Source organism: Pseudomonas moorei (assembly GCF_008801475.1).
In the GTDB taxonomy this organism is placed as follows: Bacteria; Pseudomonadota; Gammaproteobacteria; order Pseudomonadales; family Pseudomonadaceae; genus Aquipseudomonas; species Aquipseudomonas moorei.
The window spans coordinates 68,396-93,115 of the sequence record NZ_VZPP01000017.1 but is presented as its reverse complement, the minus strand read 5'-3'; the positions used below and the strand labels follow the sequence as shown (position 1 = coordinate 93,115).

Here is a 24,720-nt window from a genome sequence, read left to right as displayed (position 1 = left end):
TCTTGATGCGACTGCGATTCCATCCCCAGCCGCCTGTCCAAGCATAAAAAGGAAGCACCCATGAGCGCCAGCACCTCGGCAACCCTGCGTCATGACTGGTCTTTGGCCGAAGTCAAAGCACTCTTCGTTCAGCCATTCAACGACCTGTTGTTCCAGGCTCAGACGGTGCACCGTGCGCATTTCGACGCCAACCGTGTTCAGGTGTCGACCTTGCTGTCGATCAAAACCGGCGCCTGCCCGGAAGATTGCAAATATTGCCCACAGTCCGGTCACTACAACACCGGCCTGGAAAAAGAAAAACTGATGGAAGTGCAGAAGGTCCTCGAAGAGGCTGCACGGGCCAAGGCCATCGGTTCGACCCGTTTCTGCATGGGCGCGGCGTGGAAACACCCGTCGGCCAAAGACATGCCCTACGTGCTGAAAATGGTCGAAGGCGTAAAAGCCCTGGGCCTGGAAACCTGCATGACCCTCGGTCGCCTGGATCAGGAGCAGACCGAAGCCCTGGCCAAGGCCGGCCTCGACTACTACAACCACAACCTCGATACCTCGCCTGAGTTCTACGGCAGCATCATCACCACCCGCACCTACAGCGAACGCCTGCAAACCCTGGCGTACGTACGTGATTCGGGGATGAAAATCTGCTCCGGCGGCATTCTCGGCATGGGCGAGTCCCTCGACGACCGCGCCAACCTGCTGATCCAGCTGGCCAACCTGCCGGAGCATCCGGAGTCGGTGCCGATCAACATGCTGGTGAAAGTCGCCGGCACACCGCTGGAAAATGCCGACGACGTCGACCCATTCGACTTCATTCGCATGCTCGCCGTTGCCCGGATCCTGATGCCGAAATCCCACGTGCGCCTGTCCGCCGGCCGCGAAGCGATGAACGAGCAGATGCAGGCCCTGGCGTTCTTCGCCGGCGCCAACTCGATTTTCTACGGCGAGAAATTGCTGACCACCGCCAACCCGCAGGCCGACAAGGACATGCAGCTGTTCTCGCGTCTGGGCATCCTGCCGGAAGCCCGCGAAGAGCACGCCGACGAAGTTCATCAGGCCGCCATCGAACAGGCGCTGGTGGAGCAGAAGAGCAGCGAGCAGTTTTATAACGCGGCGGTTTAATCACGGCGCCTGTTCCATTGCTGGAATGCAAAACCCTGTAGGAGCGAGCCTGTCGAATCGTCGCACCGTCGCGATGGTCGTCAACGATGACACGGGACATCTGATACCCCGCGGCGTCCTCAAGCCCATCGCGAGCAAGCCCGCTCCCACATGGAACTGCGATTGCTTCTGAAACCTGATCCCCGAGGCCTGCATGTCTTTCGATCTCGCCGCACGCCTTGCTGCCCGTCGTGCCGAAAACCTCTACCGCCAGCGCCCGCTGCTTGAGAGCCCGCAAGGCCCGCAAGTGGTGGTCGATGGTCAGCCATTGCTGGCGTTCTGCAACAACGATTACCTGGGCCTGGCCAATCACCCGCAAGTGATCGAAGCCTGGCGCGCTGGCGCGTCGAAGTGGGGCGTCGGTGGCGGGGCCTCGCATCTGGTGATCGGCCACAGTGGCCCGCATCACGCGCTGGAAGAAGCCCTGGCTGACCTGACCGGGCGCCCGCGTGCCTTGCTGTTCACCACCGGTTACATGGCCAACCTCGGCGCGGTGACGGCGCTGGTGGGGCAGGGCGATACGGTGCTCGAAGACCGGCTCAATCACGCGTCGTTGCTCGATGCCGGACTGTTGTCCGGCGCGCGCTTCAATCGCTACCTGCATAACGACGCGGCGAGTCTGGCCAAGCGTCTTGAGAAGGCGACCGGCAATACCCTGGTGGTCACCGATGGCGTGTTCAGCATGGACGGCGACATCGCCGACTTGCCGGCGCTGGCCCGGGAAGCCAAGGCCAAAGGCGCGTGGCTGATGGTCGATGACGCCCATGGTTTCGGTCCTCTGGGGGCCAACGGCGGCGGCATCGTCGAGCATTTCGGCCTGAGCCAGGATGACGTGCCGGTGCTGGTCGGCACCCTCGGCAAGGCGTTCGGCACCGCAGGCGCCTTTGTCGCTGGCAGCGAGGAGCTGATCGAAAGCCTGATCCAGTTCGCCCGCCCTTACATCTACACCACCAGCCAGCCTCCGGCCCTGGCCTGCGCCACGCTGAAAAGTCTGGAGCTGCTGCGCAGTGAGCATTGGCGACGTGAGCACCTGAAAACGCTGATCAGCCAATTCCGTCGGGGCGCCGAGCAGATCGGCCTGGAGTTGATGGACAGCTTCACGCCGATCCAGCCGATCATGGTGGGCGACGCCGGGCGCGCGGTGCGGCTGTCGCAGATGTTGCGCGAGCGCGGCCTGATGGTGACCGCGATCCGCCCGCCGACCGTGCCCGCCGGCAGCGCCCGTTTGCGCGTGACCCTGACCGCCGCCCATAGCGAGGCGCAGGTGCAGCTATTGTTAGAGGGACTGGCCGATTGTTTTCAGCAACTGGGACCGGAGCCAAGCCATGCGTGATCGACTGATTCTGCTGCCCGGCTGGGGACTCGGCGTTTCACCGCTGGAACCCTTGGCTGCGGCGTTGCAAGGTCTGGATGAGCACCTGCGTGTCGAGATCGAGCCGTTACCGGAACTGGAGTCGAGTGATCTTGAAGAATGGCTCGATGAACTCGATTCGACGTTGCCGCAGGACGCCTGGCTCGGCGGTTGGTCCCTGGGCGGCATGCTCGCCTGCGAATTGGCGGCGCGTCGCGGTGATCGTTGCTGCGGCTTGCTGACCCTGGCAAGCAACCCGTCCTTTGTCGCCCACGAACACTGGCCCAGTGCGATGCCCGGTGAAACCTTCGATGCGTTTCTGGCGGGCTGTGCAACCGACCCACGCATGACGTTGAAGCGCTTTTCACTGCTCTGCGCGCAAGGCGCCGTAGACCCGCGCGGTTTGTCGCGATTGTTGCTCGGTGGTGCGCCCCATACGGCGGCGCCAGTGTTGATGAGTGGCCTGGAGTTGCTTGCACAACTGGACACCCGGCCAGCGTTGCAAGCATTTCGCGGTCCGCAACTGCATTTGTTCGCCGGCCTCGACGGGCTGGTGCCGGCCGAAGCGGCGGGAGACTTGCTGGCGTTGCTGCCGGATATCGAAATCGGTCTGATTGAACAGGCCAGCCACGCGTTTCTTCTGGAAGACCCCCACGGTGTGGCGGGGGCGATCCAGGCTTTTTTGCATGAGTCCGGTGATGACTGATTTATCCCTTCCCACTCTATCCGGCGGTTTGCCCGACAAGCGCCAGGTAGCCGCTTCCTTCTCCCGTGCAGCGGCAAGCTACGACAGCGTGGCCGAGTTGCAGCGTGACGTCGGCAGCCAATTGCTGCGTCGTTTGCCGGATGATTTCGTGCCGGGGCGCTGGCTGGACATGGGGTGTGGCACCGGGCATTTCAGCCGTGCGCTGGGCGAGCGGTTCCCCACCAGTCACGGCGTGGCGCTGGATATTGCCGAAGGCATGCTCAACCATGCCCGGCCGTTGGGCGGCGCCACGCATTTCATCGCGGGTGATGCCGAGCGTTTGCCGCTGCGGGATTCGACCTGCGACCTGATCTACTCCAGCCTGGCAGTGCAGTGGTGCGAGGACTTCGCCTCGGTGCTCAGCGAGGCCCGGCGCGTGCTGAAACCGGGCGGTGTTTTCGCATTTGCTAGTCTGTGTGTGGGTACGTTGTTTGAACTGCGTGACAGTTGGCGGCAGGTGGACGGTATGGTCCATGTCAACCGCTTCCGCGAGTTCGCCGTTTATCAGCAGCTGTGTGCGGTCAGTGGTTTGCAGGCGCTCAGTCTGGAAACCCGTCCCCATGTTTTGCATTACCCCGATGTGCGCAGCTTGACCCATGAGCTCAAGGCGCTGGGGGCGCATAATCTGAACCCAGGTCGGCCGGGCGGTTTGACCGGCCGGGCGCGGATTCTGGGGTTGATCGAAGCTTATGAGCAGTTTCGCCAGGCCCAGGGACTGCCGGCGACTTATCAGGTGGTGTACGCCGTTTTGGAGAAACCCTTATGAGCGCAGCCTATTTCATCACCGGCACCGACACCGATGTCGGCAAGACCACGGTGGCCGCCGGGTTGCTGCATGCGGCGCGTTCGGCGGGCCTGAGTACGGCGGCGGGCAAGCCGGTCGCTTCCGGTTGCGAGGTTACGCCCAAGGGCTTGCGTAATGCCGATGCGCTGGCGCTGCTGGCGGAATGTTCACTGCCGTTGACTTATGCACAGGTCAACCCGGTGGCGTTCGAGCCGGCCATCGCTCCGCACCTGGCTGCCCGTGAGGCGGGCGTGGCGTTGACGGTGCAGTCCTTGTTGGCACCGATGCGGCAGATTCTCGATATGCAGGCCGATTTCACCCTGATCGAAGGCGCCGGCGGCTGGCGCGTTCCGTTGGCGGACCAGGCCAATCTGTCCGACCTGGCGATGGCGCTGGACCTGCCGGTGATTCTGGTGGTTGGTGTGCGCCTGGGTTGCATCAGCCATGCGTTGCTGACCGCCGAGGCGATTGCCCGAGACGGTTTGCAACTGGCAGGCTGGGTGGCCAACATCATCGATCCGAAGACCTCGCGCCTGGAAGAAAACCTGGCCACCCTCGCCGAACGAATCCCGGCGCCTTGCCTGGGACGCGTGCCGAAACTCAAGGCGGTGACGGCCGAGGCGGTGGCAGAGCACCTTCAACTGGATCTGCTTGACTAGGCGTTGCCTATGACAAGGCACTGTGCCATTAGTGTTTTTGTCGGGTGTTTTCCCGGCGCCTCTGGTTCAATGCTCACTGTTGATCCTTCGCAGGGACGGTTTCTCCCATGGAAATCTCAGGAAGCACCGCTTTTTACGCCGGTCTGAGCACTATTCAGGCAGGGCAGAACCGTGTCGATCAAGCCGCCGGCCAGATCGCCAACACGACGATCGAGCGTTCGGTGACGAGTCAGTCCTCCGAAGCGCAAGTCGATCGCTTGCTGTCGGTTGATCGCAGTCAGCAATCGGACCTGGCCAGCAATGTTGTCGACATGTCCCAAGGCAAATTTCAGGTGGAGCTTGGGGCGAAAGTCGCCAAGGCATCCGATGAAATGCTCGGTACGCTGATCGATACGTTCGCCTGATTCCCCGCTGAATCGGCCCCCGGAACGCCGCGAACATTCGCGGCGTTTTTCTGCGTAAGTCCTTCTCCCCAAAAATAATCTTTCGATACGGCGCGTTGTTCGGTCAACGGCGTTGCGCACGGCTGCGTCTTGCATACCCGTGAAGTGATGACCAACGGCAAAAGATCGACGCTTGACAAGATTTCGGCGTAAACGTATGTTTCAAACAACTGTTTGACCGTCGCAGCAAATCGACACGGTCGCTCATTCCCGGTTACATCAGCAGAGGTTTATCGCTATGCCTGACTACAAGGCCCCCTTGCGTGATATTCGCTTCGTTCGTGACGAACTGCTCGGCTACGAAGCGCACTATCAGAGCCTTCCGGCTTGCGCAGACGCAACTCCGGATATGGTTGACGCCATTCTCGAAGAAGGCGCCAAGTTTTGTGAGCAGGTGCTGGCTCCGCTGAACCGCGTGGGTGACATCGAAGGCTGCACCTGGAGCGAGTCCGGCGTTAAGACCCCGACCGGTTTCAAAGAAGCCTACAAGCAATTCGTCGAAGGCGGCTGGCCAAGCCTGGCCCACGACGTGGAACACGGTGGCCAGGGCCTGCCGGAGTCCCTGGGTCTGGCGGTGAGCGAAATGGTCGGCGAAGCCAACTGGTCGTGGGGCATGTACCCAGGCCTGTCCCATGGCGCGATGAACACCATTTCCGAGCACGGCACTCCAGAGCAACAACACGCCTACCTGACCAAGCTGGTGTCCGGCGAATGGACCGGCACCATGTGCCTGACCGAACCGCACTGCGGCACCGACCTGGGCATGCTGCGCACCAAGGCCGAGCCTCAGGCCGACGGTACCTACAAAGTGTCAGGCACCAAGATCTTCATCTCGGCCGGTGAACACGACATGGCCGATAACATCGTCCACATCGTGCTGGCCCGCCTGCCGGATGCACCGGCCGGCACCAAAGGCATCTCGCTGTTCATCGTGCCGAAATTCCTGCCGAACGAAGACGGTTCGATCGGTGCGCGTAACGCGGTGTCCTGTGGTTCCCTGGAACACAAGATGGGCATCCACGGCAACGCCACTTGCGTGATGAACTTCGACGCGGCCACCGGTTTCCTGATCGGCCCGGCGAACAAAGGCCTGAACTGCATGTTCACCTTCATGAACACCGCACGTCTGGGGACCGCGCTGCAAGGTCTGGCCCACGCCGAAATCGGCTTCCAGGGCGGCCTGAAATACGCTCGCGATCGCCTGCAAATGCGCTCGCTGACTGGCCCGAAAGCGCCGGACAAAGCCGCTGACCCGATCATCGTGCACCCTGATGTACGTCGCATGCTGTTGACCATGAAGGCCTTCGCCGAAGGCAACCGTGCGATGGTTTACTTCACCGCCAAGCAAGTCGACATCGTCAAGTACGGCGTAGATGAAGAAGAGAAGAAGAAAGCCGACGCTCTGCTGGCGTTCATGACGCCAATCGCCAAAGCCTTCATGACCGAAGTTGGTTTCGAATCGGCCAACCACGGTGTGCAAATCTATGGCGGCCACGGCTTCATCGCCGAGTGGGGCATGGAGCAGAACGTTCGCGACAGCCGCATTTCGATGCTGTACGAAGGCACCACCGGTATCCAGGCACTCGACCTGCTGGGCCGTAAAGTGCTGATGACTCAAGGCGAGGCCCTGAAAGGCTTCACCAAGATCGTCCACAAGTTCTGCCAGAACAACGAAGGCAACGAAGCCGTCAAGGAATTCGTCGCACCGCTGGCTGCACTGAACAAGGAATGGGGTGAGCTAACCATGAAGGTCGGTATGGCCGCCATGAAGGATCGCGAAGAAGTCGGCGCCGCCTCCGTGGACTACTTGATGTACTCCGGTTACGCCTGCCTGGCCTACTTCTGGGCTGACATGGCGCGTCTGGCTGCCGAAAAACTGGCTGCAGGCACCACCGAAGAGGCGTTCTACACCGCCAAGCTGCAGACTGCGCGTTTCTACTTCCAGCGCATCCTGCCGCGTACCCGCACTCACGTGGCAACCATGCTGTCGGGCGCCAATAACCTGATGGACATGAAAGAAGAAGACTTCGCGCTGGGTTACTAAGTCTTAACGCAGTACTTCAAAAAAACGCCGCTTCCTCCCGGAGCGGCGTTTTTTTTTGCGCGGTGGTCAGGCCTTGATCACCAGGGCGTCGGATCCAGGGGGCCTACACCCGTCGGGGTGCTCATGCCTTCGCCGTTACGTATGAATGGCAGGTGCCAGAAGTCGTTAGGTACCACTGGATCGCCAGGCTTGACGCCTTCCGGAAAGATGAACTCAAACACCGGCGCCACATACTGTCCGGCAGTCAGTCCATTGGCGACAGTTGACCTGGCCGCATTCTGGATGCAACTGTCCACGGCGGTCTGGGACAGGCTCTGCTGTGGAACGCAAAGTGACCGCGCCAAGACACGCAAGGTTCGTGTCGGCTGGCTAAGAAGCCCGGCGGGCGCTTTGGTCGCACGTAATCTGGCGCGTTGTGGCTGAGGGCCCGTGTTCTGTGTGGTAATACCACCCGAGGCTCCCAGGCAACTGGCCGCAAGGCCCAGCGCAGGGTTGCATTCACCCGTCATCTCATAGGGTGTAATCCAGCGATTGGTTTGCACACCTGTCGATGGATTGACATCTATCAGATAGATGTCGACCGGGGTCTTGATGTCGGTGGTCGAGGCTTCAAGGAAAATCCGGTCCTGCGTCTCCTGGGCCACTCCGCTGATGGCCGTTGCGGCCGGGTCGGCCGTACCGATGCCAAATTCCCCGATAGCCATGTAGCTGGGCTGTGAACCAGGCTGAGTGTAGATCCCGACATTCGCCTCGATCGTGTGCGCAGAGATGAAGTCCGGGGCGCCCGTTGTTGCTGACTTGAACAGGGTACCGGACCAACTGATGAAGTCGCCGACTTCGAAGGGTGCCTGTTGTGTCGGGTCGGGGTCCGTCGACGTGCGTGTAGCATCGCTGAATCTCTTCATGACGTACTGGCTGCAATAGACCTGCCCCACTGCTGGCCCCGAGAGTTCCCCACTGGCCGGAAGCGTGACACCTGCCTGGCTGAAATTGCGGCAGTTGTTGGTCGTGGTCGGGGTGACCACTTTTGGCCGGTTTTTCTGTGGGCAGAGTGCATCGTCCCCGGAAATCGTGCGTGGCACGCACATGGGGTAGCCGGTGGCGGCATGGATGGTCGGGTTGGCATCATCGACGGAGAAGCGTGGGTCGGGGCTTTGGGCACGGCCAAAACGTCCGTTCGGATCGTTGATCTGAATAATCGTGGGTTGTGTCGGGTTCCCGCTGTCAACTTCGAGGTTGCCGTTGGTGTAGTCGATCCGGGTGATGAAACCGCTCCCCGCGTTGACTGATTGCTGGGAGACAAAGATCAGCCCGGCAATCTGCTTGTTGGACACGCTATTGCCTACCACATGAATCTCGAACGAGGGGTAGGCCGCCGCTGATTTTCCGAGCGCCAGGGTTCCACCCCTGACGAAGTCGGCCCAGGTCAGGGTGTTGGCCGGCATCTGTATGATGGTGTTGCAAGGGACAATAATCGTGACGCCGTTCAACTGGACGGTCCCCCCAAAGCGGCCCGGGTCGCTGGTATTGGGGCAATTCGCATTGGTGGTGTCCAGCGTCATGTTCTGGATAAAGCCGGTAACGTCAAACCCGTTAATCGCAGTCGGGTTTGTAAAAACCGGGTCAGGCAGTGTGGGTGTCGAGAACGGCGAGGGCACCCCCGGGGGCTTGGCAGTCCCGCCACCACCGCCACCGCCACCGCCAGCACCGTTTTTGGCAAATGCATCTCCACCACCAGCAATGGTCAGCGCGACAGCGACGGCACTGGCAAGCAGGGCATGGCGACTGAAGATGCCGTTGAATCGTTTGTGAGATAGCAGCGGTATGGCGAGCGTTTTTTCGTACAAAGATAAGCTCATGGCTCACTCCAGAATCTTGCAGGACCAATTGCCGGCCAATCGACATCGCAGATCTGCTGATGCGCTGAATCCTGCGCAAGAAAAACGCAAAGCCGTGAAATTGGGCTCGATCCAGCGGATTGAGTGCCTGTGTACGGTCGACACTTGCCGTTCGGATGCTTTCACCTGCGTTGCGTCGGCCGGTTACGGGCGCAATAGCGAGAGACATTTCCTTGAGCCTGAGGCGTACAAAGCAGTTGTTGTGCCTGTTCTGAAACAATTAGACACAAATAGCCGCCGGCGCATTCAGAATGCGGGCCGCGCGGCCAGGGATGGTATCGCGCACGAAGCTACCGAATTAATATTCACCAATATAGGGGGGGATATATACCCAAGTTCGGGAGTGTGCGAAGGAAAGTGTGAGTGCTCGATGGGTGGATTTGATCATAAGTACTAAATGAGAAAAGTTGTCTATATCTATTCCGGGCGGAATGATGTTGCAAGAAAAAGTATTGAGGGTGTTAGTTATGAAGTTTTGGTTTGATATTAAATAAATGCCATAGCTCACGCGGTGCAACGTGCGCACAAATGGAACAGTGGTAATTAAAAATATTCCTCCCTATAACGTGTCTTTTTGATAATCGCTGTAGTAAATACACGATTTCCCTATGCTGTACGAATTAGCAATTACTCTGCCAGTTTGCCAAAAAAGCGTGGAAAGCCTGATTTTCTCCAGTAAACGCTGGGCTATTGAAAGTGTCGCTGGTTGCCGGGGACCGACTGTTGGGGAATAACACCCAGTAATGGGGGGGAATTCCACCGGTATTCATTGCTGTAGGGAGTTACGGGTGTTGTGGTGTCTTTTTGGCAATTGCTACCCGAGGAGGGTAAGTAAAAAATATTTTTTGTTTTTTGTTGAAATCTTTTGTTACAGCTACAGTTGGGTTAAGCGCCCTCGGAGGTGCGACGGAGTAATGTTTTAATTAAGCCTGAGCCAAGAGAGTACTTTGCCTGTTACGTCTTGCCGTGTCTTGCCAACTTTTGCATTGGTTTGGCCGTGGGTGCGAGCAGCAGGATTCATGGCGATTAGTTCCTCTCGCAACAGGACAATCACGGAGCCCGGCTACTCCGTGCTGAATCGAGAATGTCATCATGGTTAAGTACTTGAGGGTCTTTCGAACTCCTTGCCTGGCCCGTGTGACGGCGATGATGCTTTTCGCCACTGGCCTACCCGTCATGAACGTTTGGGCTGCAGATCCGATTGAGGTCGTTCCGACCGTGCCGGATGTGCCCAGCCTGCAGTCGCTGCGCGGCCTGACGCCACCCGATCCTTCGGGAACCGAAGGCGGGCGTAAAGTCGACCTGATGACCGACTACGTGCTCAATCGCTCGGCGGCAGTGCTACTGGGCAAGGCACTGTTCTGGGATATGGAGATCGGCAGCGACGGTTCCACCGCGTGCGCGTCCTGCCACTTCCACGCGGGTGCCGATCACCGCACCACCAACCAGATCAACCCGGGCCAGGCAAATACCAACGCAAACGTCTCGTCGATCTTCAACAAACCGTTCATTGCTTCGGACATTCCAGGTGATGTGCCGAGTTACACCACCAAATCCGGAGGCAAGGGCGGCCCGAACTACCTGCTGAAGAAAAGCGACTTTCCGACCCATGTGCTGGCGGACCCTCTGAATCGCGATTCGGCGATTGTCTATTCGACTGACGATGTGATTGGTTCCCAGGGTGTATTCGACGCCAACTTCGTCAAGCCTCATCAGGCACGTTTCGACAAATGCATCCAGCAACCGGACGGCATCTTCCAGGTGGGCGGCATCAATGTGCGTCGCAGTACCGGGCGCAACGCACCCACTGTTATCAATGCCGCGTTCAACGTGCGCAACTTCTGGGATGGTCGGGCCAATAACGTCTTCAATGGCTTCTCTCCATTCGGCAATCGCGACCCTGACGCCGGGATTTTCGTGACCAGCGATGGCAGTGGCGTGGCAACCAAGGTCAAGCTGGCGCTCAAAGATGCTTCGGCCGCCTCGCAAGCAGTCGGGCCACCCGGCAGCCCTGTGGAAATGTCCTGTGGTGGGCGTACCTTCGCCGACATCGGCCGGCGCATGCTCGACACCTTGATGCTCAAGCAGCAACGGATCTCGTCCACCGACTCGGTACTCGGGCCGGTGTCCGGTGCCCGTCGGCCGACCTACCGTGAACTGATCAAGAACGCGTTCCAGCCACGCTTGTGGAACGCCACCCAGCAAGTCTCACTGGGCGGCGCGCCATACACCCAGATGGAGGCGAATTTCCCGCTGTTCTTCGGCCTGGCGATTCAGATGTACGAGTCCACGCTGATCTCGGACCAGGCTCCGCTGGATGCCTATTTGCAGGGGGATCACACGGCCATGAATAACCAGCAGGTCCAGGGCATGAACCTGTTTTTGGGCAAGGGCAAGTGCGTCAATTGCCATGGTGGTGCGGAGTTGACCAACGCCGGCAGCCGGTTGCTCTTCCATCCCCGTGAGCGTATTGAGCGGATGGTCATGGCCGACAACCTGACTACGCTCTATGACAACGGGTTCTACAACACCGGGGTGCGTCCAACCTCGGAAGACCTGGCGCTCGGTGGCTCGGATGCCTGGGGCAACCCGTTATCTTTCACCCGTGAGTACAACACCGTGCTTAAGGGGGGCCAGATACCTGACCCGCTGGATGTCGATGTGTGCACCTTCGAAGCGCGTATGAGCCCGGCAATCCCCTGTGATGCGACGCTCAAGCCCGAAGTCGGTTTCCGCGATGCGGTCGATGGCGCCTTCAAGACGCCGACCTTGCGTAACATCGCGTTGACCGGGCCATACTTCCACAACGGCAGTCGCGCAACACTGCAACAGGTCATGGAGTTCTATAACCGCGGTGGCGACCGGCGTGGGGAGGATGCCAGCAACACCAGTGGCTTCGAACACCCGGCAGTCAATCAGCACAATGGCTCAAACCTCGATCCGGACATGACCCGGTTGAACCTCACCCCGGATGAAGTGGATGCGCTGGTCAAGTTCATGGAAGTCGGGCTAACCGACCCCAGGGTCGCGTGGGAACGGGCACCGTTTGACCATCCGTCGCTGGTGCTGCCGCAGGGTGCAAAGGGTGATGAAAACTCCGTCGGTCAAAAACCGGCCAGTCCGAAGATCACTACCCGGCAGGCGCAGGACGCCGAGATCCTGCTCAAACCGGTCGGTGCCGAAGGTCGCGCAGCTCTGGAAGGGCCCCTGCAACCGTTCAACAACGACTTGTAATCGTATTTCTCCCTGCGTCACTGGCGGACCGTTCGTCGCCAGTGACGCTGTTTTTTTTAAAAATACCTCAGTAATTCACTCAGCAATCCGGGGGTTCTGCCGTTACAGTAGTGGGCACATTGCCATCTATTGATTTGACGGTCGGAGTTTTACCCTTGCCGCGTCCTTCCGCTGTACGCTTCAGTCATTTCCTGCCTTCATTACTGCTGTTGCTGGCGGGGCTTGCGGCGGCTTACGTCAAGGATCTGAACGTCTTCTTCACCTCGCTGTTCAACGTGCTTCCCACGCTGGTGCTGCTGCTCGGAGGGGCTTACTGCGCGGTTTATCGACGTCAGCGTGAGCTTTTTCTGATGGTCACGGTGTACATCGCCTACTTCCTGCTCGACACCCAGACCGACTACTACCGCGATAACGGCAAGGTGCGCGATGACGCGGCCGTGGTCTTCCACTTGTGTTGCTTGCTGCTGCCATTGCTGTTTGGCGTGTTCGCCGCCTGGCAGGAGCGTACGCATCTGTTTCAGGACATGGTGGCGCGCTTCGCCGTGTTGTTGGCAGTGGGCAGCGTCGCGTTGGGGCTTGAGCAAAGCTACCCGCATGCGCTGCTGATCTGGCTGTCGGAGATCCGCTGGCCGGCGTTGCACGGTGCCTGGATGAGCCTGATCCAGTTGTCGTATCCGGTGTTCATCGGTTCGTTCCTGCTGCTGGCGTATCAGTACTGGCGCAATCCGCGACCGCTGCACGCTGCACAACTGGTGGGCCTGCTCGGGCTGTTCTGGATGTTGCCGAAGACATTCATCCTGCCGTTTACCCTGAACATCATGTGCAGCCAGGTGATGCTGATGATCGCCGCCGCCGTTGCGCATGAGGCCTATCAGATGGCATTCCGCGATGAACTCACCGGTCTGCCGGGTCGTCGTGCCTTGAACGAACGCATGCAGCGGCTGGGGCGCAACTACGTGCTGGCCATGAGCGACGTCGATCATTTCAAGAAATTCAACGACACCCATGGTCACGACGTCGGCGATCAGGTGCTGCGACTGGTCGCCAGCAAGCTGTCGAAAATCGGTGGGGGCGGCAAGGCGTATCGCTATGGCGGTGAGGAGTTTGCCCTGGTGTTTGCCGGCAAGACGCTCGAAGAGTGCATGCCGCACCTGGAGGTCATCCGCGAATCCATCGCCACCTACAACATTCACCTGCGTAACCAGGACAGCCGTCCGCAGGATGATAGCCAGGGGCGTCAACGTCGTTCCGGTACCCATGCTTCGAGTGTGTCTGTCACAGTGAGCATCGGCGTCGCCGAACGCATTGAACAACGAACCCCGGAAGAAGTGCTCAAGTCCGCGGACCAGGCGCTCTACAGCGCCAAGGGCGCCGGCCGTAACTGCGTCATGGCATTCGGTCAGACGCGTCGTGGCGCGGTGCGCATGGAGGCCGCCACGGTTGAGTGATGATGGCGCATTCAGCGTCTGGACTGTGATTGTGAGGGGCGGTCGGCGGCAGTAGGTTTGAGTCATCTGCTGCCGGAGAAATGACCATGCCCCAATACAAAGCTCCCTTGCGCGACATGCGCTTTCTGATCGACCACGTCTTCGATTTTCACGGCAACTACGCCGCGCTGGGGGTCACTGATGCCAGTCCGGACATGGTCAATGCCATCCTCGAAGAAGGCGCGAAGTTCTGCGAGAACGTGCTGTCACCCCTCAACCGCAGCGGCGATGAAGAAGGCTGCCATTTCGACAATGGCGTGGTCACGACGCCCGCAGGCTTCAAGCAGGCCTTCGCACAGTATGTGGACGGCGGCTGGCATGGCCTGGCGGCCGACCCTGCGTACGGTGGCCAGGGGCTGCCGAGCTCTCTGGGGCTGGTCATCAGCGAAATGGTGGCCTCCAGCAACACGTCCTGGGGCATGTACCCCGGCCTGACTCACGGCGCCATGTCGGCGATCCACGCCCACGGCACCGAAGAACAGAAACAGACCTACCTGAGCAAACTCACCGCCGGCCAATGGACCGGCACCATGTGCCTGACCGAAGCCCATTGCGGTACGGACCTGGGCATTATCAAGACCCGCGCCGTGCCTGCGGCCGACGGCAGCTATGCAATATCCGGCAGCAAGATCTTCATCTCCGCCGGTGAGCACGACATGAGCGACAATATCATTCATCTGGTGTTGGCCAAACTGCCGGACGCGCCGGCCGGGACCAAGGGCATCTCACTGTTTATCGTGCCCAAATTCCTGCCAGACGCCGCGGGTGAGGCTGGCGAGCGCAATGGCGTGTCCTGTGGCTCCATCGAGCACAAAATGGGCATCAAGGCGTCGGCCACCTGTGTGTTGAACTTCGATGGCGCCAAAGGCTTCCTGATCGGCGAGCCGAACAAGGGCCTGAACTGCATGTTCACCATGATGAACCACGCGCGCCTCGGCACCGGCATGCAGGGTTTGTGTCTGGGCGAGGCGAGTTTCCAGGGCGCAATCAAATACGCCAACGAACGTTTGCAGATGCGCGCGCTGACCGGCCCCAAGGCACCGGACAAGGCGGCCGACCCGATCATCGTCCATCCGGACGTGCGCCGCATGCTGCTGACCATGAAGGCCTTCAACGAGGGCAATCGCGCGCTGACCTACTTCACGGCGCAGTTGCTGGATGCTGCCCATCTGAGCAAGGACGAAACGGCGCGCCAGGACGCGGAAGACCTGCTGGCGTTCCTGACGCCGATCTGCAAGGCCTTCATGACCGACACGGGCCTGGAAGTGACCAACCTCGGCATGCAGGTCTTCGGTGGTCACGGCTTTATACGTGAATGGGGCATGGAGCAACTGGTGCGCGATTGCCGCATCGCACCGATCTATGAGGGCACCAATGGCATTCAGGCGCTGGACCTGCTGGGGCGCAAGGTCCTGGGCAGCCAGGGCAAACTGCTGCGCGGCTTTACCAGGATCGTGCACAAGTTTTGCGTGGCGAACGCTGAACATCCGCAGTTGGGCAGCTATGTGGCGCAGCTTGATGGACTGAACCAGCAGTGGGGCGAGTTGACGACCAGGGTCGGCATGGCTGCGATGAAGAACCCCGATGAAGTGGGGGCCGCGTCGGTGGATTACCTGATGTACAGCGGCTACATCATTCTCGGCTATCTGTGGTTGCGCATGGCATGGGTGGCCCAGGCCCGGCTGGAGGATGGCAGTGGCGATGCGGATTTCTGCAAGGCCAAACTGGCGACCAGCGAGTTCTACTTCAAGCGATTGTTGCCGCGCACTGCCGCTCATCGGGCGGCCATTGAGGCGGGTAGCGATTGCCTGATGCAGCTGCCGGCGGAGTTGTTTGCGCTTTAATCTTTAAAACCAGTGACAAAGGAGCCCGCGATATTGCGGGCTTTTTTATGACTGCGCGGTCGGTGACTAAACATTACAAAACGGTCACTGCCTGACCCTATGTGTCACAAAAGTTGTTGGGTTACACTCGGACACAACGAAAATACTACTCCTACGATTCACCTGTTTAGATCTTGCGAGGTTTGCCATGGCTGACTACAAAGCGCCCCTGCGCGATATGCGCTTCGTCCTCAATGAAGTTTTCGAGGTCGCCAAACTCTGGGCCGAGCTGCCTGCGTTGGCCGAAACCGTTGACGCGGAAACGGTCGAGGCCATCCTTGAAGAAGCCGGCAAGGTCACCAGCAAAAGTATCGCGCCCCTGAGCCGCGCGGCGGACGAAGAGGGTTGCCACTGGGCGGACGGTGCCGTCACCACGCCGGCCGGTTTTCCCCAGGCTTATCAGACCTACGCCGAGGGCGGCTGGGTCGGCGTGGGAGGTGACCCGGCCTATGGCGGCATGGGCATGCCCAAGGCTGTTTCGGCCCAGGTCGAAGAAATGGTCAACTCCGCCAGCCTGGCGTTCGGTCTGTACCCGATGCTGACTGCCGGCGCCTGCCTGTCGATCAACGCCCATGCCAGCGAAGAGCTGAAAGCGGCGTACCTGCCGAACATGTATGCCGGTGTCTGGGCCGGCTCCATGTGCCTGACCGAACCGCACGCCGGTACCGACCTGGGGATTATCCGCACCAAGGCCGAGCCTCAGGCCGACGGCTCTTACAAGGTCAGCGGGACCAAGATCTTCATCACCGGCGGCGAGCATGACCTGACCGAGAACATCATTCACCTGGTGCTGGCCAAGCTGCCGGACGCGCCGGCGGGGCCGAAGGGCATTTCGCTGTTCCTGGTGCCGAAGTTCATGGTCAATGCCGATGGCAGCCTGGGCGCGCGCAACCCGGCGAACTGCGGCTCGATCGAACACAAGATGGGCATTCAGGCGTCCGCGACCTGCGTGATGAACTTCGATGAAGCGGTGGGTTATCTGGTCGGTGAGCCGAACAAAGGCCTGGCGGCGATGTTCACCATGATGAACTACGAGCGTCTGGGTGTCGGCATTCAAGGCCTGGCCACGGGCGAACGCTCGTACCAGAACGCCATCGAATACGCCCGTGACCGTCTGCAAAGCCGTTCGCCGACTGGCGCGCAGAACAAGGACAAAGTGGCCGACCCGATCATCGTCCACCCGGACGTGCGTCGCATGCTGTTGACCATGAAAGCATCGAACGAAGGCGGCCGTGCCTTCTCGACGTACGTGGCCATGCAACTGGACACTGCCAAGTTCAGCGAAGACGCCACGACCCGCAAACGCGCGGAAGACCTGGTGGCGCTGCTGACGCCGGTGGCCAAGGCATTCCTGACCGATCTGGGTCTGGAAACCACCGTCCATGGCCAGCAGATTTTCGGCGGCCATGGCTACATCCGCGAATGGGGCCAGGAACAACTGGTGCGTGACGTGCGCATCACCCAGATCTACGAAGGCACCAACGGGATTCAGGCGCTGGACCTGGTCGGGCGCAAGATCGTCGGCAGCGGCGGGGCGTTCTACAACCTGTTCGCTGACGAGATTCGTCATTTCACCGCCACGGCCAGCGCCGATCTGGCGGAGTTCACCAAACCGCTGAACGATGCCGTGACGACCCTCGACGAACTGACGGCATGGTTGCTGGATCGGGCGAAAAACAACCCGAATGAAATCGGCGCGGCGTCGGTCGAGTATCTGCAAGTGTTTGGCTACACCGCCTACGCCTACATGTGGGCACTGATGGCCAAGGCTGCTTTCGGCAAAGAAGCACAGGACGATTTCTACGCCAGCAAACTGGGTACGGCGCGGTTCTATTTCGCTCGTCTGTTGCCGCGGATTCACTCGTTGAGCGCGTCGGTAAAGGCTGGCAGTGAGTCGTTGTTCCTGCTGGATGCAGCGCAGTTCTGATTGTGTATGTCATGTAAGCATTCTCTTACATGACGTGCTGCTGTTCTCCCATAGAAGCAAATTGGATCCACAGCTAATCTACTTCTCATGGACGTAGCGCAGGAAGCGCAAAGCAACAACACGGACACGTAGGATTCTGCCAGGACGGCGGAGTGAAATGGATGTCAGGGAAACAGTCTGCAAAGCCCCGCTTCGGCGGGGTTTTCTTATGCCCGCGAAAAAGTATTCAGCTCAGTCCATCCAGCGCCGGTGGGCTGCTCAAGTTTTCATCCGGTCGATTCATCACCTCCTCCAGCAATGTTCGCAACAACGCCAGCGAGGCCTGTTGCCGTTGCACATCCCGACACACCAGTCCGATTTTCAGCGGCACCCGGGGTTCGCTCAAGGGTTTCCACAGCAGCTCCTTGTTGCCGTGTGCCTTTTGCGAGCGCCCAGGCAATACCGTCGCCAAGCGTGTATGAGGCAGGCTGTCGAGAATCCCGGCCATGTTGTTCAGTTCGGCTTGTACCTGCGGACGTCGCCCCAGACTGGCCAGTTGCGCTTGCCAGATTTGCCGCACTTGAAACTCCTCGCCGAGCAGCAACATGGGCAACTCGGCGGCCTGACTCATGGACACCTTCTTGAATTCCCGCAGCGGATGGTCCGCCGGGATGACCAGCGTCAGTTCATCTTCGTACAGCATCACGCCGTGCAAGCCAGGCTGCCGGGGTGGCAGGTAGCTGATGCCGATGTCCAGCGAGCCATTGAGCAAGCGTCGCTCGATTTCCAGGCCCGTCAGTTCGTAGATCTGCACCACCAGATGCGGTTGCGCCTTGCGCACCCGTTCGAGCATCTGCGGCACCAGGCTGGTATGCACGGTCTGCAAAACGCCAATCGCCAAGGTGCGCAGCGCCTGCCCCTTGAAATTCCCCAGCGCTTCACGTGCCCGTTGCAGACCATCCAGCAGGGGCAAGGCGTGGTTGTACAGGGTATGTGCCGCCAGCGTTGGTAGCAGGCGTTTGCTGCTGCGTTCGAACAGGCTCACATCTAGCAATTGTTCAAGTTGCCGGATCTGCTGGGACAGCGCGGGTTGAGAGATGGACAGTCGCTCGGCAGCACGGCCCACATGGCCTTCTTCGTAGACCGCGACGAAATAACGCAGTTGTTTAAAATCCATAAGTAATACTTATCGAAAATGCTGAGAAATCGAAATGGCCCAAGGCCTTGTCTGAGCCTAGTCTAACCGCATTCACAAGGCTTACAGGGCCACATAGCGCGATGATTACCGTTTGCTTCGATGGTGTTTACATAGGTAAGGCAAAAAATCATAAACGGGGGTTGAACGGATGAATCTGTTCAATCTGCGCCGTCATTCGCCGAGTCTTGATGATTTGGTGGCGGATGCTTCCTTTCAATCCGGGGGCGATAACCTTTCCAGTGAGTGCCTGATGCCCAGTGTCGAGCGACCGAAACAGGTTTTTGTCCGCGGTCAGGGTTCGTGGTTGTGGGACAACGATGACCGGGCTTATCTGGATTTCTCGCAAGGCGGTGGCGCCAACAGCCTTGGACACAGTCCCAAGGCACTGGTCGATGCCATCGCGGTGCAGGCACAAGCGCTGATCAATCCCGGTTTCGGCCTGCATAACCGCGGCATGCTCAACCTGGCCGAACGCCTGTGCGCCAGCACCGGCAGCGACCAGGCCTACCTGCTCAACAGTGGCAGCGAAGCCTGTGAGGCGGCGATCAAACTGGCACGCAAGTGGGGTCAACAACATCGCGGCGGCGCTTCGCGGATTATCGTCGCCAATAACGGATGTCATGGCCGTAGTCTGGGGACGATTCCGGCGTCAGACAGTTCGACGCTGGTCAATCGATTCGAGCCGCAACTGCCGGGTTTCAGCCACGTCCCGCTCAACGATCTTCCAGCGCTGCATGCGGCCGTGGATGAGCGCACCGTCGCCATCATGCTCGAACCTATTCAGAGCGAGGCCGGCGTGATTCCCGCGACCGCGCATTACCTCAAGGGGGTCGAGCGCCTGTGTCGTGAGCTCGGCATCCAGTTGATCTTCGACGAAGTGCAGACCGGAATCGGGCGCTGCGGCACTTTGCTTGCCGAACAGTCCTACGGCGTGCGGGCGGATATCGTTGTGCTCGGCAAAGGGCTGGGCGGTGGCGTGCCATTGGCGGCCTTGTTGGCGCGGGGCCAGGCGTGCTGTTTCGAACTCGGCGAAATGACCGGAACCCATCACGGCAATGCGCTGATGACAGCCGCAGGCCTGGCCGTACTCGACAGCGTGCAGGACCGGGCATTTCTCGAGCATGTCGGGCAAAGTGCCCAGCATCTACGCGAAGGGCTGCAGCGCTTGGCGCATCGCTATGGCCACGGCGAGTTGCGCGGGCAAGGGCTGCTCTGGGGACTGACCCTGTCCGATGACTCAGCCGACGCGGTGGTCAAGGCCGCGCTCCACGAAGGCTTGCTGCTCAACGCCCCGCAACCCGACTGCCTGCGCTTCACACCGGCGCTTAACGTCAGCAAAGCCAACATCGATGAAATGCTTTTGCGCCTGACTCGCGCCTTCTCCCGTGTACGCACCGCCCAGTTGCAGTGCCGTAAAGGAATCGCCGTCTGATCAGACGCACCCTGCACGAATCCCCGAACCGTCTCGCGGTATAACGCACGCCCCACGCCTGATTCTTTTAGCGTGGGGCGTTTTTTTGTGGCCATCCACCAGAGGGGGGCTTTGATGCTCACAAGTATCGACAGTGAACCCTGACCAGCGGCGCAGGTCGATTGTGTGTAAGGCTCGTATGAGCCGACTTCAATCAGGAGCTGACCCCATGGATTTCATTCGCATCATCATCGCCATTCTGTTGCCACCGCTGGGTGTGTTTCTGCAAGTGGGGTTTGGCGGGGCGTTCTGGCTGAACATTCTGCTGACGTTGTGTGGTTACATTCCGGGGATCGTGCATGCGGTGTACATCATCGCCAAACGTTGATTTTCGCGTCGTGTTAGATACCGCGATCGCTGGCTAGCCAGCTCCCACAGGGACATCCCCGCATTTGTAGGAGCTGGCTTGCCAGCGATTTCAGCCAGCTTGCTCCATCACCTTTCGATAAAACAACCACTCCTGTTCCAGCGCATGAGCCTGATTGCCGGCCTTGCGAAAGCCGTGGCGTTCGTCCGCGTAGTAATGAGCTTCGACTGCAATGCCGTTGTTCTGCAACGCTTTGACCATCTCGCGGGTTTGCGCCGGCACCACCACCGCATCCAGTTCGCCCTGAAAGAAGATCACCGGCACGCTGATGTTGCTCGCGTGCTGTAAAGGCGTTCGTGCGGCGTAGCGCTCGGCGTCTTGCACCGGATCGCCAATCAGCCAATCCAGGTAGTCCCCTTCGAACTTGTGGGTCGCCCGGCCCAGGGCCACGGGATCGCTGACCCCATAGAGGCTGGCGCCGGCGCGGAAGACCTTGTGGAACGCCAGTGCGCACAGCGTGGTGTAGCCGCCGGCACTGCCGCCGCGAATGAACGCCTTGTCGCCGTCGACCAATCCGCGTTCGGCGAGATGACTGACCACCGCGCAGGCGTCTTCGACATCGACCTCACCCCAACTCAAATGCAGGGCCTGGCGATAGGCCCGGCCGTAGCCGCTGCTGCCACGGTAGTTGAGATCGGCCACGGCGAAGCCACGTTGCGCCCAGTATTGAATGCGCGGATCGAGCATCGGGTAGCACGCCGATGTCGGGCCGCCGTGGATGAATACCACCAGCGGCGGTTTAGCCTGGCCGGACATCGCCGGGTAGAAGAAGCCGTGAGCCTCGCCCGACCCACTCGGGTAGCGCAGGGTCTGTGGAATGCTGATGTGCTCGGCCGGCAGCGGAGTCATGCCGCCGGCCAGCTTTTTCACTCCCCCGGTTTGTCGGTCGATGGCGATCACGGCCGGCGAACTGATCGGCGATGCCGCGATGCAGTAGATGAACTGTTCATCCACGGCGAGATGGCGGAAGCGGCTGTATTGGCCAGTGAAGTCCGCGTTGGCGTCGCCACACACAACCAGTCGACCAAAGCCTCCTTCCGTCCAGCTGGCCAGATAATTGGACTCGCCCAACGGCAGCCAGGTGCAGCCCCCGAGTTGCCAGGGGGCGGGACCATGATCGGCCGCAGCGCTGGCTAACGGGCTCAATCCCTCGTTGGATTTCACCCAGGGTTGCCAGAAACCGCCGCGATCAGTCAGGCAAAACAAGCGACCGCTGTCGTCAAATCGTGGTTGTTGAAGGGACTCTTGATCGTCCTCACCGGCTAAGCAACGAGGCGGGGCAAAACCGCCATCGCTCTGGCGTTCGGCGAGCATCAAGCGAGTGGCCGTCCAGGGCTGATGCGGGCGACTCCACTCGATCCAGGCCAGGCGACGGGCATCCGGGCTCAATGTCGGGGCGGCATAAAAGTCCGCGCCCTCGGCCAGCACATGCCGTAGGCCATCAGCCAGATCAATCGCCACCAGCCGATGTTGGTCGTGGTTCTCTTCTACCGCCAGCACTTGACCCTTGGCGAACTGAAGATCGCCATAACGGCACACCCCTGATGTCAGCACTTCGGGCGATTCACCCTGCAACGATTGCCGATACAGTTGCTGGTCGGTCTCGTTGACGAAAACGACGCCATCGTCAGTCAGACAAAACGCACCACCGCCATATTCGTACACCCGACTGCGAACACTGAACCCCGGTGGCGTCAGACATTTCGCCGTGCCGTCGCGCCAGTGCCAGATTCGGCAAGCGCCATCTTCCGGGCGGTATTCGTTCCAGAACAGGCCGTTGGCGCCCGCCTGCAACTCGGCAAAGTCGATACCGGCCGCGACGGCGTTGGCCGCGCTGAACGGGTCAGCTTTTGGCGATGAGGCGTGAGTTTCGTTCATTGCGAAAGGCCAGTTGGTCGATGGTCTGGGTGGCGTGCCCGGCTTCTTCGCGGGCCTTGAGGATCACGCCGTGATGGTGCGATTTGCTGCACACCGGGTCGGCGTTGCTCGCATCACCCGTGAGCATGAACGCCTGGCAACGACAGCCGCCGAAATCCTTTTCTTTCTCGTCGCAGGAGCGGCAGGGCTCGGGCATCCAGTCGTAGCCACGAAAGCGATTGAAGCCGAACGAGTCGTACCAGATGTGCTGCATGCTGTGGTCGCGCACGTTGGGAAACTGCACCGGCAGCTGTCGGGCGCCGTGACAGGGCAGTGCGGTTCCGTCCGGGGTGACCGTCAGAAAAATACTGCCCCAGCCGTTCATGCAGGCTTTCGGGCGTTCTTCGTAATAGTCCGGGGTGACGAAAATCAGCTTGCACGGATGACCTTCGGCTTCGAGTTTTGCCCGGTACTCGTTGGTGATGCGTTCGGCGCGTATCAGTTGTTCTTTGGTCGGCAACAGGCCGACGCGGTTGAGCTGGGCCCAGCCGTAGAACTGGCAAGTGGCGAGTTCGACGAAGTCCGCTTCAAGGGCAATGCACAACTCGATGATGCGGTCGATCTGGTCGATGTTGTGCCGATGGGTCACGAAGTTCAGCACCATCGGATAGCCGTGGGCCTTCACCGCGCGGGCCATTTCGAGCTTCTGCGCAAAGGCTTTTTTCGACCCGGCCAACAGGTTGTTCACCTGCTCGTCGCTGGCCTGGAAACTGATCTGGATATGATCCAGGCCGGCCTTTTTGAAGTCGCTGATTTTCTGCTCGGTCAGACCGATGCCGGAGGTGATCAGGTTGGTGTAGAAGCCGAGTTGGCGCGCTTCAAAAATCAGTTCGGCGAGGTCCTGGCGCACCAGCGGTTCGCCGCCGGAAAAGCCCAGTTGCGCCGCGCCCATCTCCCGGGCTTCGCGAAAAACCTTGATCCACTGCTCGGTGCTCAGCTCTTTGCCCTGCTCGGCGAAGTCCAGCGGATTGGAGCAGTAGGGGCATTGCAGCGGGCAGCGGTAGGTCAGCTCGGCGAGCAGCCACAGCGGCAGGCCGACTTCGGGTTTGGGCGGTACTTGCACCGATGACTCAGGCAAGTTCGATCCAGTGCTGCGCACGGGCAACCTCCATGAATTGCTCGACGTCGTCACCGAGCTCGGGCACGCCGGGGAACTGCTTGTCGAGTTCATTGATGATCGCCGCGACATCGCGTTGGCCATCGATCAAGCCGCCGATCAGCGCGGCGCTTTCATTGAGTTTGATCATGCCTTCGGGGTACAGCAGCACGTGGCCTTTCTGCGCCGGTTCGTACTGGAAGCGGTAGCCGGGCCGCCAGGTCGGAGTCTTGCTGCGATCGAAACTCATAAGGTGATTCCTTTATGCCAGACCCGTTGTTCGGTCACGCTGTGATAGGGCGGGCGATTCAGTTCGTAAGCCATGCTCATGGCATCGAGCATGCTCCAAAGAATGTCCAGTTTGAACTGGAGAATTTCCAGCATGCGTTCCTGGCCGACCCGCGTTGTGTAGTGCTGCAAGGTGATGGCCAAGCCGTGTTCGACATCGCGTCGCGCCTGACCCAGGCGGGTGCGGAAATACTCGTAGCCGGCCGGGTCGATCCACGGGTAATGCTGCGGCCAACTGTCCAGGCGCGACTGGTGGATCTGTGGCGCGAACAGTTCGGTCAGCGAGCTGCTGGCAGCTTCCTGCCAACTGGCGCGGCGGGCGAAGTTGACGTAGGCGTCCACGGCGAAACGCACGCCGGGCAGCACCAGCTCCTGGGAGCGCAGTTGATCCGGGTTGAGGCCGACGGCCTGGCCGAGGCGCAGCCAGGCTTCGATGCCACCTTCTTCGCCGGGGGCGCCGTCGTGATCGAGCAGGCGCTGAATCCACTCGCGGCGGATTTCGCGGTCCGGGCAGTTGGCCAGAATCGCGGCGTCCTTGAGCGGGATGTTCACCTGATAGTAAAAGCGATTGGCGACCCAGCCCTGAATCTGCTCGCGGGTCGCCCGGCCTTCATACATCGCCACGTGATACGGGTGATGGATGTGGTAATAGGCCCCCTTGGCGCGCAGGGCGGCTTCGAATTCGGTTGGGGACATCGGGGTGTCGGTCATGTCTGTTCTCCGGGAACAAGCATTTGATTCTGTGGTGTCTGGTCGGATGTCATCGCTGCGATGCGGCGACCCGACAAGCCAGC

At 60.1% G+C, this 24,720-nt stretch carries 19 protein-coding genes; 13 read left to right on the top strand and 6 right to left on the bottom strand.

The window, feature by feature from the left end; all coding sequences use genetic code 11:
• Positions 1-60: 60 nt before the first annotated feature.
• The 7 genes from bioB (at position 61) to F7R06_RS26885 (ending at position 7,181) form a co-directional block, all read left to right on the top strand.
• On the top strand, positions 61-1,116 hold the full coding sequence (bioB, locus tag F7R06_RS26915; protein ID WP_090325772.1) for a biotin synthase BioB: 1,056 nt from the start codon (positions 61-63) through the stop codon (positions 1,114-1,116).
• 193 nt (positions 1,117-1,309) lie between these two features.
• Positions 1,310-2,488: an 8-amino-7-oxononanoate synthase gene (gene bioF / locus F7R06_RS26910; protein ID WP_090325768.1), complete on the top strand. Its 1,179-nt coding sequence runs from the start codon at positions 1,310-1,312 to the stop codon at positions 2,486-2,488.
• Positions 2,481-3,212, top strand: a complete 732-nt coding sequence (locus tag F7R06_RS26905) for an alpha/beta fold hydrolase (protein WP_090325761.1) — start codon at positions 2,481-2,483, stop codon at positions 3,210-3,212. Before bioF ends, F7R06_RS26905 begins: the two co-directional genes overlap by 8 nt.
• Positions 3,205-4,017, top strand: a complete 813-nt coding sequence (gene bioC / locus F7R06_RS26900; RefSeq protein ID WP_090325759.1) for a malonyl-ACP O-methyltransferase BioC — start codon at positions 3,205-3,207, stop codon at positions 4,015-4,017. Before F7R06_RS26905 ends, bioC begins: the two co-directional genes overlap by 8 nt.
• Complete coding sequence (bioD, locus tag F7R06_RS26895; RefSeq protein ID WP_090325756.1) at positions 4,014-4,694, top strand: dethiobiotin synthase; 681 nt, start codon at positions 4,014-4,016, stop codon at positions 4,692-4,694. The genes bioC and bioD overlap by 4 nt, the downstream gene beginning before the upstream one ends.
• A gap of 107 nt (positions 4,695-4,801) precedes the next feature.
• Positions 4,802-5,098: a pyrroloquinoline quinone biosynthesis protein PqqE gene (locus F7R06_RS26890; protein WP_090325755.1), complete on the top strand. Its 297-nt coding sequence runs from the start codon at positions 4,802-4,804 to the stop codon at positions 5,096-5,098.
• A gap of 277 nt (positions 5,099-5,375) precedes the next feature.
• Complete coding sequence (locus tag F7R06_RS26885; RefSeq protein WP_090325754.1) at positions 5,376-7,181, top strand: phenylacyl-CoA dehydrogenase; 1,806 nt, start codon at positions 5,376-5,378, stop codon at positions 7,179-7,181.
• A gap of 77 nt (positions 7,182-7,258) precedes the next feature.
• Here the strand turns inward: F7R06_RS26885 and F7R06_RS26880 are convergent, their stop codons facing one another.
• A complete protein-coding gene (locus tag F7R06_RS26880) occupies positions 7,259-9,040 on the bottom strand; it encodes a hypothetical protein (RefSeq protein WP_090325753.1) in 1,782 nt (593 codons plus the stop codon).
• A gap of 1,185 nt (positions 9,041-10,225) precedes the next feature.
• On the opposite strand from F7R06_RS26880, the gene F7R06_RS26875 reads away from it, so the two are divergent.
• From F7R06_RS26875 to F7R06_RS26860, 4 genes are all read left to right on the top strand, one after another.
• Positions 10,226-12,313: a cytochrome-c peroxidase gene (locus F7R06_RS26875; RefSeq protein WP_090327568.1), complete on the top strand. Its 2,088-nt coding sequence runs from the start codon at positions 10,226-10,228 to the stop codon at positions 12,311-12,313.
• 155 nt (positions 12,314-12,468) lie between these two features.
• Positions 12,469-13,761, top strand: a complete 1,293-nt coding sequence (locus F7R06_RS26870; RefSeq protein ID WP_090325751.1) for a GGDEF domain-containing protein — start codon at positions 12,469-12,471, stop codon at positions 13,759-13,761.
• An 86-nt stretch (positions 13,762-13,847) separates the two neighbouring features.
• Positions 13,848-15,644: an acyl-CoA dehydrogenase C-terminal domain-containing protein gene (locus F7R06_RS26865; protein WP_090325750.1), complete on the top strand. Its 1,797-nt coding sequence runs from the start codon at positions 13,848-13,850 to the stop codon at positions 15,642-15,644.
• Between the two features lie 187 nt (positions 15,645-15,831).
• Positions 15,832-17,610, top strand: a complete 1,779-nt coding sequence (locus F7R06_RS26860; RefSeq protein WP_090325749.1) for an acyl-CoA dehydrogenase C-terminal domain-containing protein — start codon at positions 15,832-15,834, stop codon at positions 17,608-17,610.
• A 226-nt stretch (positions 17,611-17,836) separates the two neighbouring features.
• Here F7R06_RS26860 and F7R06_RS26855 read toward each other — a convergent pair whose 3' ends face one another.
• Entirely contained in the window at positions 17,837-18,766 is a 930-nt protein-coding gene (locus F7R06_RS26855; protein WP_090325748.1) for a LysR family transcriptional regulator, read from the bottom strand.
• 169 nt (positions 18,767-18,935) lie between these two features.
• On the opposite strand from F7R06_RS26855, the gene F7R06_RS26850 reads away from it, so the two are divergent.
• Positions 18,936-20,219, top strand: coding sequence for an aspartate aminotransferase family protein (locus F7R06_RS26850; protein WP_090325747.1), 1,284 nt, complete (start codon positions 18,936-18,938; stop codon positions 20,217-20,219).
• Positions 20,220-20,427: 208 nt separating this feature from the next.
• The gene (locus F7R06_RS26845; RefSeq protein WP_003228885.1) at positions 20,428-20,586 is read left to right on the top strand and encodes a YqaE/Pmp3 family membrane protein; all 159 of its coding nucleotides are present in this window, start codon (positions 20,428-20,430) and stop codon (positions 20,584-20,586) included.
• Between the two features lie 90 nt (positions 20,587-20,676).
• On the opposite strand, the gene F7R06_RS26840 is transcribed toward F7R06_RS26845, so the two are convergent.
• Genes F7R06_RS26840 through pqqC form a run of 4 tightly spaced genes read right to left on the bottom strand, consistent with a single transcriptional unit; the run spans position 20,677 to position 24,637 of the window.
• Positions 20,677-22,503, bottom strand: a complete 1,827-nt coding sequence (locus F7R06_RS26840) for a S9 family peptidase (protein WP_090325745.1) — start codon at positions 22,501-22,503, stop codon at positions 20,677-20,679.
• Positions 22,469-23,641, bottom strand: a complete 1,173-nt coding sequence (gene pqqE / locus F7R06_RS26835; protein ID WP_090325743.1) for a pyrroloquinoline quinone biosynthesis protein PqqE — start codon at positions 23,639-23,641, stop codon at positions 22,469-22,471. Before pqqE ends, F7R06_RS26840 begins: the two co-directional genes overlap by 35 nt.
• On the bottom strand, positions 23,613-23,888 hold the full coding sequence (gene pqqD, locus F7R06_RS26830) for a pyrroloquinoline quinone biosynthesis peptide chaperone PqqD (RefSeq protein WP_090325741.1): 276 nt from the start codon (positions 23,886-23,888) through the stop codon (positions 23,613-23,615). Before pqqD ends, pqqE begins: the two co-directional genes overlap by 29 nt.
• Positions 23,885-24,637, bottom strand: coding sequence for a pyrroloquinoline-quinone synthase PqqC (gene pqqC / locus F7R06_RS26825; RefSeq protein WP_090325739.1), 753 nt, complete (start codon positions 24,635-24,637; stop codon positions 23,885-23,887). Before pqqC ends, pqqD begins: the two co-directional genes overlap by 4 nt.
• Positions 24,638-24,720: the final 83 nt, after the last annotated feature.

Excerpts from the sequence above, each read along its gene's own strand:
- bioC (WP_090325759.1), top strand. The coding sequence starts at position 3,205 with ATGACTGATTTATCCCTTCCCACTCTATCCGGCGGTTTGCCCGACAAG.
- F7R06_RS26875 (WP_090327568.1), top strand. The coding sequence starts at position 10,226 with ATGATGCTTTTCGCCACTGGCCTACCCGTCATGAACGTTTGGGCTGCA.
- F7R06_RS26905 (WP_090325761.1), top strand. The coding sequence starts at position 2,481 with ATGCGTGATCGACTGATTCTGCTGCCCGGCTGGGGACTCGGCGTTTCA.
- F7R06_RS26890 (WP_090325755.1), top strand. The coding sequence starts at position 4,802 with ATGGAAATCTCAGGAAGCACCGCTTTTTACGCCGGTCTGAGCACTATT.
- bioD (WP_090325756.1), top strand. The coding sequence starts at position 4,014 with ATGAGCGCAGCCTATTTCATCACCGGCACCGACACCGATGTCGGCAAG.
- F7R06_RS26840 (WP_090325745.1), bottom strand. The coding sequence starts at position 22,503 with ATGAACGAAACTCACGCCTCATCGCCAAAAGCTGACCCGTTCAGCGCG.
- pqqD (WP_090325741.1), bottom strand. The coding sequence starts at position 23,888 with ATGAGTTTCGATCGCAGCAAGACTCCGACCTGGCGGCCCGGCTACCGC.
- F7R06_RS26885 (WP_090325754.1), top strand. The coding sequence starts at position 5,376 with ATGCCTGACTACAAGGCCCCCTTGCGTGATATTCGCTTCGTTCGTGAC.
- F7R06_RS26880 (WP_090325753.1), bottom strand. The coding sequence starts at position 9,040 with ATGAGCTTATCTTTGTACGAAAAAACGCTCGCCATACCGCTGCTATCT.
- F7R06_RS26855 (WP_090325748.1), bottom strand. The coding sequence starts at position 18,766 with ATGGATTTTAAACAACTGCGTTATTTCGTCGCGGTCTACGAAGAAGGC.
- pqqC (WP_090325739.1), bottom strand. The coding sequence starts at position 24,637 with ATGACCGACACCCCGATGTCCCCAACCGAATTCGAAGCCGCCCTGCGC.
- bioF (WP_090325768.1), top strand. The coding sequence starts at position 1,310 with ATGTCTTTCGATCTCGCCGCACGCCTTGCTGCCCGTCGTGCCGAAAAC.
- F7R06_RS26860 (WP_090325749.1), top strand. The coding sequence starts at position 15,832 with ATGGCTGACTACAAAGCGCCCCTGCGCGATATGCGCTTCGTCCTCAAT.
- F7R06_RS26845 (WP_003228885.1), top strand. The coding sequence starts at position 20,428 with ATGGATTTCATTCGCATCATCATCGCCATTCTGTTGCCACCGCTGGGT.
- F7R06_RS26865 (WP_090325750.1), top strand. The coding sequence starts at position 13,848 with ATGCCCCAATACAAAGCTCCCTTGCGCGACATGCGCTTTCTGATCGAC.
- bioB (WP_090325772.1), top strand. The coding sequence starts at position 61 with ATGAGCGCCAGCACCTCGGCAACCCTGCGTCATGACTGGTCTTTGGCC.
- F7R06_RS26850 (WP_090325747.1), top strand. The coding sequence starts at position 18,936 with ATGAATCTGTTCAATCTGCGCCGTCATTCGCCGAGTCTTGATGATTTG.